Below are 12,610 nucleotides of genomic sequence, written 5' to 3'. Positions count from 1 at the left end.
AAAATAGAATATTTAAAAACAACTAAACAATAGTTGTTTTTAAATATTCTATAGGCAGTCTTCTGTAACAATTAAATCAAAATTATTATGTAAAGTTAAAATTGTTGAAGGCCAATTCATGTCAATATGTTCTTCATATAATTTTTTAACAGCGTCTTTTTTTACTTCTCCATTGACAATAATAACAATTTTTTTAGAACTCATAACTTCTTTAGGGCCAATTGTGACAAATTCGCCACTTAAAGGACGTTCTATTTTTAAACCACTTTGAAGTTTTTTTGTTTCTTGTTCACTCATTTTTGTGAATCTTAATTTTGAATTGATATCTGTATTACTTGGTAAATTTCCACAGAAATGGCCATCAGCTCCTAAACCCATTAAAATGAAATCAAAACCTCCATTTTGTTGCAAAATATGGGGTCATTCTTTTCAATTTAAAGTATTTAAATGAATTAAACATTCTTTATCAATATCTAAATGATCAAATAAGAGGTGATTTAAGTCATCACGAGTTACCCCAAAACCATTATCACTATCTAGATAGCCAATTTCATCAAAATTGTATAAATATTTATTTTCAATTTTAATACCTTTTAATTTATCTTTTAAAATTTCATAGGTGCGAATTGGAGTTTTTCCTCCAGTTAAAGCAATATTTAATGTTTCTTTGCTTGTTAAGAGATTAAATAAAGTTGATGCCATATCTTGGCTTAATTGTTCATAATCTTTTTTAATTATTTTTCTCATTTTTTATTATTCCTCTCTATTTAAATCTTAACTTTAATAAAAGCAATATTACTTTTAGAAACTAAAAGTAGTTTAAAAAAATCGCTTAAATTAAGCGATTTTTTTAAATATGTTCAACAACATATTGCAAGATTCTTTGATCAATATTTCCTGTTAAAAAGTATCCATTTAGCATTTTGATAATTTCTGCTTGACAGATTTCATCCATCATTAATCCAGTTCCAGCATGATCATAACTTCTTGTAAAGTTATTAATTTGATTTGCCATACTACTTTGTTCAATGTCACTTGCAACTTTAGTAGCTACTAATGTTACATTAATATCTTCTTCAATTGGGAAAATATCAATGGCTTTTCAAAAAGTGATTAGAGATTTATTAGTTAATGAAGCAAATTTTTTCTCTGAACTACTGCGATTTAATTGTAATAAGATGTTTTTTGCCAATCCAACAATTTGATTTTTAAAATTATTGATTACTTGTTCAATTTGAGGTTTTTTCATTGTTATTTCTCCTAATAAAATAATTTTATATTATTTTCTTTTATTTATAAAATTTTGATATAAAATTATTACAAATAAATTATTAAAAAAGGAAAAGGGAAAATAATGGACGAATATTTGTCGAAAAATAAAAAATCTATCGAAAATAGTTTAGAAACAAACCTTGAAGAAGGATTAACCAGTGAGCAAGTTATTGAAAAACAAAAACTTATTGGAAAAAATGAATTACCACAAGGAAAAGTTACACCTTGATATGTAATTTTCTTAAAAACTTTAATAGAACCAATTCAATTAATCTTAATTGCAGCAGCAGTAATTAGTGTTATTGCACCATTAGCAGCTTCTGGATTTAGTCATATTGCAACTGAAGACTTTATTGATTGTATTGTAATTATGTCAATTGTTTTAATTGATTCAATTTTAGAAACAGTGCAAGCGATTAAAGCACGAAAATCTATGGACGCTTTAAAAAGTTTGTCAAAACCAAAAGCAGTTGTTATTAGAAATGATATGCAACAAGAAATTGATGCAAGTGAACTTGTTCCTGGAGATATTGTTGTTTTAGAAGCAGGAAAATATGTGCCAGCTGAATTAAGAATTATTGAATCAAATGATTTAATGATTGATGAATCAATTTTAACTGGAGAATCTGTTCCAGTTGAAAAAATTGATCACGAAATAAATAATAAAACTACAATTTTAGCTGAAATGAAAAACATTGCTTTTATGTCAACATTTACAACAGCAGGAAGAGCAATTGGAGTTGTAATTAAAACTGGTGTTAACACTGAAATTGGAAAAATTGCAACATCAATTAATGAAAATGATGAAGAGCATACTCCTTTAGAGAAGAAATTAAGTTTCTTTACTTTAATTGTGGCCTTAATCAGTTTCTTAATTGGAGCGTTAATCTTTGTAACTTTGTTTTTATCAGGAGATAAAAACAACTGAAGTGAATACTTAATGGTTGCTATTACTTTAGCAATTGGAGTTATTCCTGAATGTCTTGCAGCTATTATTTCAATTACATTAAGTTTTAGTACTAAAAGAATGGCTCAAGAAAATGTGATTGTTAAAAAATTACAAGCAGTTGAAACATTAGGAAGTGTTAATGTAATTTGTACTGATAAAACTGGAACATTAACTCAAAATAAAATGACTGTTAAAAAAATGATTATGGATAATCAAATTTTAGAGTCAAAAAGTTATGCTAAAGAAAAAAATGATCGTCATATGGACTTATTCTTAAAATCACTTGTTTTATGTAACGATTCAGTTACTGAAGGAAGTGAAAGAATTGGAGATCCAACAGAACTTGCATTAGTTGATTATGCAGAAATCATTGGTTATGACGAGCAAGATGCTCGTGATAAATGAGAACGAATTGATGAAATGCCATTTGATAGTGAAAGAAAAATGATGACAACAGTTAATAATGTTGATGGAGTCAAAACTACTTTTACAAAAGGAGCCATTGATCAGTTATTGGATTGCTGTACAAAAATTATGGTTGATAATGTTGAAAGAGATATTACTCAAGCAGATAAAGATCAATTATTAGCAATTGCTTCAACTTTAAGTGCTGATGCTTTAAGAATACTTGCGTTTGCTTATAATACAAACTATGATAATGAACCTGATAAAGACGATTTAGAACGTAATTTAACTTTCCTTGGGGGAGTTGCAATGATTGACCCTGTACGTCAATCAGCAGTTAATGCTGTAAAGCAAGCTCATGATGCAGGAGTACGAGTTGTAATGATCACAGGAGATCATGCTGTAACTGCTCTTGCAATTGCTAAAGAATTAGATTTAGCTCATAGTGAATCTGAAGTAATGTCAAGTGATCAATTAAATGAGATGAGCGACGAGCAATTATATGAAGTAATTGAACAAATTAAAGTATTTGCTCGTGTAAACCCTGAACACAAAGTGAGAATTGTTGAAGCCTTACAAAAACGTGAAAACATCACAAGTATGACAGGGGATGGAGTTAACGATGCACCAAGTTTAGCTAAAGCCGATATTGGTGTTGCTATGGGAATTACTGGAACTGATGTGGCTAAACAAGCTGCTGATGTTATTTTAACCGATGACAACTTTGAAACAATTATCAAAGGGGTTAATGAAGGAAGAAACGTTTATCAAAAAATTAAAAGAGCAATTACTTTCATTTTAGGAGTAAACTTTGCTAACGTTTTATCAATCTTTATTCTTTCAACAATTAATACAGTTTCACCAGTTGAAGCTACAAATATTTTGTGAATGAATTTAGTAGTTGAATCAATTATTGCTTTATCAATGGGAATGGGAGCAAATGATCCAAGTTTAATGAAAGTTAAACCAATTAAGGGTAAAAATTCTCTTTTTAGAGGAATATGATTCTCAATGATTAAAATCTTAATTTTTACAACTGGTGTTACAATTGGAGCATTTTATTTAGGAATGGCAATGATGCCAGAAAACTATATCAAAGATATTTTTGATAGACCTGAATTTAGTAGCCAAAAATTTAATCCAGATTTATCTTGATTTCAAATTTTAAGAAGCAATGATTATATCTTTGCTTTAAAATTAGAAATTGGCGATTATGGAAGAACTGCAATGTTTATTGCAATTACTTGTGCTCCTTGTTTCTATGCAAGCTTAGTCAAATTATCACATTGAAAAACAAGCAAGAAACTAAATATTGTTATTAATAAACCATTATGAATTGCAAGTATTGGGGCAATGGCATTAAATTTAGTGGCTTTATTTATTCCAGGATTAAATAGTGGAATCTTAAACTTGTTATCAATTTCTGAATATAAAGAAACATGATATTTAGTACCAATTATCTTCTTATTATCTGCAACTCCAGCAATTGCAATATTGGCAGTTGATGGAATAGTCTTTGTAAGTTATCATTATTTTCCAGATACAAGAAGAAGAAATAAACAAATTGTTGAAGAATTAATTGCTAAAGATAAAAAAATTACTAAATAATGTATAAAAATGAACTTTAAAAAAGTTCATTTTTTTGTGCAAAATTTAAATATATTTTAAAAAATAATAGTAAGTTTTTTAAAATTTGATACTATTAAGTTATCAAATGTAATTTATAAGTGTTAATTCTATTAACTAGTTTATAGGAAATAACTTATTTATTTTTGATATATTAATCTTTTAATTAAAAATCTATCAAGAAAAATATTTATTTTTGGATAAATAGTTTTTAGGAAAATAGCAAAATTAAAGGAGTAAAAAATGAATAAAATATTTATGGCTATGCTACCAGTAATGGCAAGCACACAATTAGTTAATTTAACTGATTCTAATAATGTTATTAATAAAAGTCTTGATGATCTTATTATATTAGATGATATGAGTTTAAAAGATGTAAAAGTAAACGTTTATAATTTAGATCAGGAAGGTAATTTTAATAAAAATAGATTATTTCAATTATTTTTATCTGAAGCAAAGAAAACAAATAATGATATGATTGATAATTTAAATGCAATTTTTAAGGACTTTTTGATAAATCAAGATGATTGATATTTTCTTGATTTTCCAAGTAGCTACCCACAAATTGATACGACTATATTTTCAAATATAAATGTTTTTTATGTTGGAACTGGAAATTTTGAAGGTTCATTATCATTTACAGTTGAAATTGCTAATAAATCTGAAATTGTTAAAGATTTATTAGCAGATCAATTTGAAAAAAATGAATTAGGAATATTAATGAATCCCAAATCAGAGCAAAATATGATTGATTTAATTTTTAAATATAATCCAAAAGCACAAGTTACTTCTGATGATTTTTTGATTAAAGAAATTTCTTATTATCAAATAACATTAGAAGCAAAAGAAAGTTCTAAATATACTGGATTTGTTAAATTTAATTATACAACTAAGTTTAGTTTAGACTGAACAGGTAATTCAGGTACTTTAAGAGTTAATGCTTATAATTCTGAACAAACTAAATACTGAAAACAAAAATTTGTTTTTAAATCATTTTTAGGTAAAAATAAATTTTTAGATTTACCTAATAATAAAATAGCATTTTCAATTTCTGGATATACTTGAGATAATAAAAATGATTGAAATTATTTTGAAAATATCAAGACACAAGAAAAAGAATTAATTATTGAAGAAACAGTTATTACAAATTATCCTATTTCTATGAACATTGATTCTGGTACAAATAGAATTTATCATCGTGAATATGTAAACATAAATAAAATGAAAAGTGATCTATCTGTTAACTATGAATGAATTAATAATTTTGAATTTGAAATCGAATTTCATCTAAATGTTTTTGCATATGCAACTGCAATAAATGCATATTGAGCAAGAACTGAATCAAATGTTAGAATATTTGATTTTATAATAATATAAAATGCTTAAAAGAATATTAAGTTCAACTTTACTAATTCATTTGTTTACATTACCAGTAATAACAATAGCTTGTGCAAGTCCAAATTATAAGCCATATGAACAAAAATTTAATAATTATATTACTGATAAATTTGATAAATTAGATGAAGTTTATAATTCTGATCAAGAGGTAATTAATACATTTGTTCAATTTTCATCTAATTTTAAAGAATTTAATGTCGGAACATTTGATAACAGTTGTAATGAACAAAAACCAACTAATTGTATTGATGATAAATTTTATTCAAATATTGAATCAAATGAAATTATTGATCGTTATTCAAAAAGATTTTTATTAAAATTTTATAAGGTAGAAAATCAACATATTAAAAATATAACATTTTCAAATCCTTCTGTTGTTGTAAATTTTGGACATAAATTAGATCAAGGATTACTAAATGAAAATCAGTTTAGTGTTTCCTATGGTAATGAATTAGAAATTGTTCTTAATAAGTCAAATGAATTTTCAAATTTTCAAATTTCAATTGAGCCTTTTGATAACTTTAATAATTTAATTGATAATCAATTCTTAAAAACTTCAATTTCACAAAATGGAGTTATTAATATTCTTCCCAGAAAAAGGTGAAACGAAATTGCTGAAAGAGAAAAAATAAAATTTTATATATCAGCTACTTCAAAAGCAGAACTTTCAAAAAAACATGGTATTGATTTTTATGTAATTATGAATGGTGAAATTCAAACAATTGAGTTAGATGAATCAACTCCTCTTGAAAGTTCTTATCCTCCAAATATATGAATTAAATTTAAAATTAAAGATCCAAAAAATCAAATATCTTTGAATGTAAGTGAAAATAAAAACTTAACTTTTAGAATTGATCAAGAACAAAAAACTATTGAAATTAAATTCATTCTAGTTAAATCAGTAAAGTTATTTTTTGCAATAAGAGATGATAATTATCTTTATCATGATTTAAATATTTCAGTTAATGTTTTTACAATAGAATATGATTTTGTGATGATTAATGAGGATATAATTGATATTGATAATTCTCAAATTGTTTCTGATGTAAAAATTAAAGATTTTAAAGTTAACTCAAATTTTTTATACGAAGGAAAAATCTCAATACATCATAATTCTCCACTTATTTTTGATTTTAATTTAGAAATAAATGTTGAAAATTATAAAATTATTTTAAAACCTTATAAATTGGAAACAAATTTAACTGAATATATAATTTATATTCAAAAAATAGGTTCTTTAAGAGCAAGTGAAATAAATGTTGGAGATATCTTAAGTTTTGAAATGATTCCAAGAAATAATTATTTCAAGGCCTTTTGATTAAAAATGAAATTTATTTAAAAATGAATTTTAAAAAACTTAAATCAAAAAATGATTTAAGTTTTTTAATACTAAATTTATTTTAAGTTATAAAAAAATTATTAAAATACTCAATTCTATTCAAAAAAAAAAAAAAAACTTTATAATTGAGTTTATAAGGAGCTCAAAAAATGTTTAAAAAATATAATAATAAAAAAAGAAGAATTATTGGTTTTTCAATAATTGCAGCTACAGCTGCATTTGGAGTTACTTCAACTGCTTTAACAATTCCAGGAGTAGGTTTACAATCTTTAAAATTAATTAATAGTGTTGAAAAACAAATTAAAAAGATTATGCCAAAGGGAACTTTTGTTGTAAATCCACAAAGCCCTTTATATAGTATGGTAATGGATAGTGTAATTAAAAAATCTTATGTAGCTGATGCATTATCAACTGTCAACTGAATGAACGAAGAGGAAAAAAATACATTAGTTGATGCTTATACAGATTTTGCAAATCAATGATATGACGATCATTGAGCTGCTAAAGTTGAAGCAAAAGAGGAAATTGATTTACATGATGTGGGATTAAACTTTATTGAATTTGATGAAGCAATTGCTCAAAAATATCATTCATATGGTTTTGTAAATACAGGAATTCAATGAATGTTTCACAAAAATGGAACAACAGAAATCTTTGCTGAGGAAACTTATGAAATAGGTTTATACCAACAAACAATTTTAAATCAAGATGTCTATGAATCATACTTGCAATATGAAGGACCAGGAATTACAGGATTAGTTGTTAATTCAAGTATTGGATCATATTTAGTAAATAATAAAGTTTGATTTCTAAATCAACAAATCATTTCATTAAGTAATGCAACAGCACCTTCAGCAATTAGTCCTTCATTAAGTCCATTTAAAGATAGTGCTAAAGCATTAGAACAAGCTCAAAAAAATGCTCAAACACCTGTAACAGTTGATGATCTATATCATCCAAACTTTATTGCGGCATTAGGATTAATGAAATTTGCATATGTTTTATTTTATTTTAATATTGCAATTATTCCAGCAGGAGCAGTGTTTAGTTATCTTGCACTAAAAAATACAGTAACAGAGAAAAAAACAAAAACTAAAAAAGAAAAAACTTTAAAACCAGAAAATAAAGGGGGAGAAAAATAATGAAAAAATTATTAGTTTTATTAGCAAACTTAGCATTAGTAGCAGCAACAACAACTTCACTAGTTGCTTGTACAATTAAAAATGCTCCCCAAATTGATCCTTTAACAATTGGTAAAAATATAAAAAAACTAGATGATGCAACGTATGCTCCAGAAACTCCTTCAGATTCAGGATTTACAAATTACTTTATAGTTGGAGATAGTTTAAGTGATGATAATGGTTTAACAACTTTGATAAATCAAAAGTTTTCTCAAACATTATTAGTTCCATTTCCAGAATTAGGAGTAGAATTACCCCCAGCAATTGAAAAAATTCTTAAATTAATATTAATTGATGGCAAAATTGCAGTTAGAAGTAATATAAATTTTAATTTTGCTAGTACAGAGCCTGAAAAAGGAGTTGGAGGTTATGGATATTATGATGAAAAACAAGTATTTCATTCAAATTTTAGTAATGGTCCAACAGCTGGTGTAGAATTAAATAATTTATTGGGATTTGAAGAAATAAAATCAAGCAATAAATTTTCTGATCCATATAATATGGGGAATATAAAACCTAAATATGAATATGGTCGAAACTATTCAATTGGTGGAGCAACTGGATCTAGTGTTAAAGATGTTACTAGTATACTTTTAAATGATGTTACAATTGATAAACAAGCTGAGGCTTTAGTATCTCAGCATCATATTGAAGATTCTACAAATGATTTAGTATTTTTAGAAATTGGAGGAAATGATTTATTTGCTCTTGCAGAATTGAAAGATGATAGAAAAGCTCAAACTAGATTATTAACAGAGGCTATGGAAAAAATCAAAATTGCTTTATTTACTTTATTAAATAATGGAATTGAAAATGTAATTGTAGGAACACCTCCAGATGTATCAGTTGTTCCAAGATATGTTGAAGATAGTAATCAAAATAATGATAAATTTAAATATATTCAACAAATATCAAAAGAATTTAATCAAATGATGTTAGATACTGTTAAATATGTTCAAAACTTTTATTCATCTAATATAAAAATTTATGATATTTATAGTGATTTTGAAAATCTTCAAAATGAACATGAACAATTAATGATTGAAAAAGGAATTATTGATCCAAATAAAGGAGAAAAAACTGAAAAGAAATATGCATTTACTGATTCAGCTGCAGCAAATTTGGAAAAATTAAATGCTTGTGCAACTTTATTAAATCAAGATTTAAGTTGTTTTGATATTAAAGAATTACTACCAAGTGGTGATAACCAAATTAAAGATGTAATGAGTTATCTTGAATATAGTGAGCTTGTAACAAACAATATACAAAATCGAGCTTTATTTACTGGAATAAGTTTAAATATTGAAGCTAATATGCAAACTTATAGAAGTATAGCAGAAAATGGTGATGATATGCCAGATATTGACTCATATTTCTTTACAGATTTTGTTCATCCAACAAAATACGTTCATGAAATAGTTGCAGAAAAATTAGAAGAGTTAGCAAAACAATTTAATAGTTAAAAAATGCAGTAAATACTGCATTTTTTAACTATCATTTTTATATTTGAAGTTGTAAAACGCAACAAAATATTTGAAATTCTTTCTAAAATGCTATGATTCCTTGATTTAAGAGAGTTCTATTTTTTGCTTTAAGTTACTTTAACAAGTATAATTAATAAATATCAATAATTATCTAGGGGGTGCTTAACCATGAAGAAGTTATTATGTTTATTAGGAAGTTTATCATTAGTTGCAACAAGCTCAGCTACAGTTGTTGCTTGTGGAGAGCCAAATGTTAGTGCAAATATACAAAAAATATTAAATGCTATTAAACCAATATTAAATACAAGATATTCTGAAGCAATTGCTGAAGATGTTTTAATTAATAGAGCACTTGATGCTGCAAAAGCAGCTCATACAAGTGTTGTAGAAGATGAAAAAGATCCAAGTATCGAAGTAGGAACAATTTATATAAATATTACTACTTTATCAACATCAGACAAAATGATTGAATTTAAAGTAACAATTAAAGAATGTCTATGAGTTCTTGGAGAAGGAAATTATATGTGAAGTGAATATACAACACATATTACAACTCTTTTTGGAGAAGAATTAAGAGAATTTGAAGTAAAACTTGAAAATAATGGGGGACTTACTTCACCAATTAATGAAATGGAAATTACAGCTTTCGAACCAGAAAGAATTTATATTAGTAGTAAAGATAACCAAGAATTGCCAACTAATCTTGAAGTTATAACTTCAAATGAGCAAAAATTAGTTGCTAGATGAGAAAAATCAAATAATACAAGTTTATATATTATTTCAGGATTAGTTGCTTCAAATGCAGAATATTTACAAATTAATGCTCCAGGATTTGAGGCAGCAAAAATTAAAGTTCAAATTGATGGACCACAAGATCCATATATTGATTTAAATGAACAAGATTTAAAAAAACTATATAATGAAATTCATCAAAAATGAGATTATAGTTTTATTCAATGAGAGATTGATGTAAAAGCGTTATTTGATAGAAACAAGGTAGATTACACTATTGATAGTGATGGATCATTAATACCAGGTGATACTCAAGAAGCGAAAGAACTTTATGAATGATTTTCACAAAATTCTGAAAGTGTTTATCTAGCATATCAATATTATATTGATTTATGTGAAATTACCTATAGATATTATTTATTAACTCAAAAAAATATTGAAGAAAATGGGTGACCTATTAAAGAATATAAAGATTTAAAATATTATATTGAAGATTATTTAACAGGACTGACAACTTATCCAAAAGGTCTTGATGAATATAAAAATAATGTTTTGGATAGAACAAAAAACTTAGGTTAAAATAAATTATTATTGCTCCATTACATAACTGTATGGAGTTTTTTCATGTTTTATTTAAATAATTTTAAATTAGCAATAAAAAAACTTGGAATTTCCAAGCATGATTATTTTTCAGGTCAATCTCATGTATCTAATGTTTTAAATACTTCAACTGTTTTAGAATGAAATTGAGGCAATAAATCTGCTACAAATCATAATGAGCGAGCATTAATGTAGTCAGAATTAGCAAGTAATTCTTCTTCACCATTCTCACCAAATTGAATAATTTTGAAATCTGCTGCTGAATATAGAAAATTATATTGAAGAGCTGCTTGAAATACACGATTATCGTGGCGCATTTTGTTTGCTTCTTCAGCAGTTATTTGACCACTTTTTTCTTTTTCTTCAATATCATTACCGATTTCAACTGCTTTATATTGAATTTTTTCTAACTCTTTTAGAGTTATTAATTTTATTTCATTTGCCTCTTCAACAGTTGTAGGCATATCTGGTACTTTAATTTTGTAAACTGGTCCACATGCTACAACATTTCTAGTAGTAATAATTAAAGAAGCTGTCAAAGTCATTGAAGATAAAAAAGTTAAAAATTTCTTCATAAATACACCTCTATCCTATATATATTATAAAAAAAATTACACTAAAATTTTAATGTAATTTTAAATTATTATGATCATGTTGCATATGCTTCATCTAGTCAAATAATTAATTCATCAATATGTTTATTTGTTGAATCAGATGCATACATACGTTCAAGATTAGAAATGAGATTTTTGTAATATTTGTATTCAGACTCTCAATCACCATTAGAATAGTATGTTTGTTGAACACTCATAGCTAATCTATTTTGATTTAATTTAATATAGTTTTGTACATCCTTATTATTTTTATTTAATTGATTTGCTTGTTCTTCTGTTATTTCTTTTCTATCAAGTTTTTTTTGAATATCTTTTTGAAATCATTCTTTTTTAGAATTTAATTCATAAAGCTGATTAAGTGTTTGTTCTAAATAAGTAGTACAGTCTTCTAAATTACGAGGTTGAAGAGGTATTGTTATTACATAACCACAACTTACGACAAAAGAAGTAGTTACAGCAGTTGTTGTAAACATTCCAAATGAACCCAAAATTGAAAGTAGTTTTTTCATAGTTTGATACCCCTTACATTTATCTTTTTTTATTGTAAAGCAAAAATCACAAAAAGTAAAGTAAATAAAATATACTATACTTTTTGAGTATGCTATAATTAAAAAAACAATAGGAGAAATTGAATATGTCTAAAAAAGTTTTAAATGTGAAACAATCAGTTTTCAAAACTTTAATTGTTTCTATTATATTCTTTATATTTTCTATTATTTGTAGTGCAATTTTTTTAGTAGTTAGTGATAAAAGTTGAACTGGAATAACTATTGGAATTGCTGTTTTATGTTTAGTTTTAAATTTGATGTTTATATTTGCAATTATTGGGGGAAGCGTATTTTTACGCGTTAATAAAAAAATAGATCATGTTGAAAAGTTTAGAGCTCGAGGAGCATTAGATGCGGGTTTATTTTACTTTAGAATATCTTCAAAAATTGATAAATATATTAAAGAACTTGAAAACGAAGATAAAAAAGAAGAAGTTCAAGAAGATTAATTAAGTAAAACAT

Annotated in this window: 11 protein-coding genes; 7 read left to right on the top strand and 4 right to left on the bottom strand. The window is 25.6% G+C overall.

Annotation, left to right across the window (positions count from 1 at the left end):
- Nucleotides 1-48: 48 nt before the first annotated feature.
- Together SCULI_RS03105 and SCULI_RS03100 are read right to left on the bottom strand one after the other, a co-directional pair.
- Nucleotides 49-747: a 6-phosphogluconolactonase gene (locus tag SCULI_RS03105; protein ID WP_025363183.1), complete on the bottom strand. Its 699-nt coding sequence runs from the start codon at nucleotides 745-747 to the stop codon at nucleotides 49-51.
- Between the two features lie 103 nt (nucleotides 748-850).
- The gene (locus tag SCULI_RS03100) at nucleotides 851-1,249 is read right to left on the bottom strand and encodes a hypothetical protein (RefSeq protein ID WP_025363182.1); all 399 of its coding nucleotides are present in this window, start codon (nucleotides 1,247-1,249) and stop codon (nucleotides 851-853) included.
- Nucleotides 1,250-1,354: 105 nt separating this feature from the next.
- On the opposite strand from SCULI_RS03100, the gene SCULI_RS03095 reads away from it, so the two are divergent.
- The 6 genes from SCULI_RS03095 to SCULI_RS03070 all read left to right on the top strand — a co-directional run bounded on the left by SCULI_RS03095 (nucleotide 1,355) and on the right by SCULI_RS03070 (nucleotide 10,965).
- On the top strand, nucleotides 1,355-4,234 hold the full coding sequence (locus tag SCULI_RS03095; RefSeq protein WP_025363181.1) for a cation-translocating P-type ATPase: 2,880 nt from the start codon (nucleotides 1,355-1,357) through the stop codon (nucleotides 4,232-4,234).
- Between the two features lie 261 nt (nucleotides 4,235-4,495).
- Nucleotides 4,496-5,629: a hypothetical protein gene (locus tag SCULI_RS03090; RefSeq protein ID WP_025363180.1), complete on the top strand. Its 1,134-nt coding sequence runs from the start codon at nucleotides 4,496-4,498 to the stop codon at nucleotides 5,627-5,629.
- A gap of 1 nt (nucleotide 5,630) precedes the next feature.
- A complete protein-coding gene (locus SCULI_RS03085; protein WP_025363179.1) occupies nucleotides 5,631-6,989 on the top strand; it encodes a hypothetical protein in 1,359 nt (452 codons plus the stop codon).
- A gap of 149 nt (nucleotides 6,990-7,138) precedes the next feature.
- Entirely contained in the window at nucleotides 7,139-8,131 is a 993-nt protein-coding gene (locus SCULI_RS03080; RefSeq protein WP_025363178.1) for a hypothetical protein, read from the top strand.
- Nucleotides 8,131-9,633, top strand: a complete 1,503-nt coding sequence (locus SCULI_RS03075) for an SGNH/GDSL hydrolase family protein (RefSeq protein WP_025363177.1) — start codon at nucleotides 8,131-8,133, stop codon at nucleotides 9,631-9,633. Before SCULI_RS03080 ends, SCULI_RS03075 begins: the two co-directional genes overlap by 1 nt.
- Nucleotides 9,634-9,822: 189 nt before the next feature.
- Nucleotides 9,823-10,965 carry a lipoprotein gene (locus SCULI_RS03070; RefSeq protein WP_025363176.1) on the top strand — a complete coding sequence of 381 codons (1,143 nt, stop codon included), beginning with the start codon at nucleotides 9,823-9,825 and terminating at the stop codon, nucleotides 10,963-10,965.
- A gap of 104 nt (nucleotides 10,966-11,069) precedes the next feature.
- On the opposite strand, the gene SCULI_RS03065 is transcribed toward SCULI_RS03070, so the two are convergent.
- Together SCULI_RS03065 and SCULI_RS03060 are read right to left on the bottom strand one after the other, a co-directional pair.
- Nucleotides 11,070-11,561, bottom strand: a complete 492-nt coding sequence (locus SCULI_RS03065; RefSeq protein WP_025363175.1) for a hypothetical protein — start codon at nucleotides 11,559-11,561, stop codon at nucleotides 11,070-11,072.
- 68 nt (nucleotides 11,562-11,629) lie between these two features.
- Nucleotides 11,630-12,109: a lipoprotein gene (locus SCULI_RS03060; RefSeq protein ID WP_025363174.1), complete on the bottom strand. Its 480-nt coding sequence runs from the start codon at nucleotides 12,107-12,109 to the stop codon at nucleotides 11,630-11,632.
- A gap of 125 nt (nucleotides 12,110-12,234) precedes the next feature.
- Between SCULI_RS03060 and SCULI_RS03055 the strand changes: the two genes are divergently transcribed.
- Entirely contained in the window at nucleotides 12,235-12,597 is a 363-nt protein-coding gene (locus SCULI_RS03055; protein ID WP_025363173.1) for a hypothetical protein, read from the top strand.
- Nucleotides 12,598-12,610: the final 13 nt, after the last annotated feature.

The organism is Spiroplasma culicicola AES-1, assembly GCF_000565175.1.
Lineage (GTDB): Bacteria > Bacillota_I > Bacilli_A > Mycoplasmatales > Mycoplasmataceae > Spiroplasma_A > Spiroplasma_A culicicola.
The sequence above is the reverse complement of the archived record's forward strand: the minus strand, read 5'-3'. Positions and strand labels throughout refer to the sequence as shown.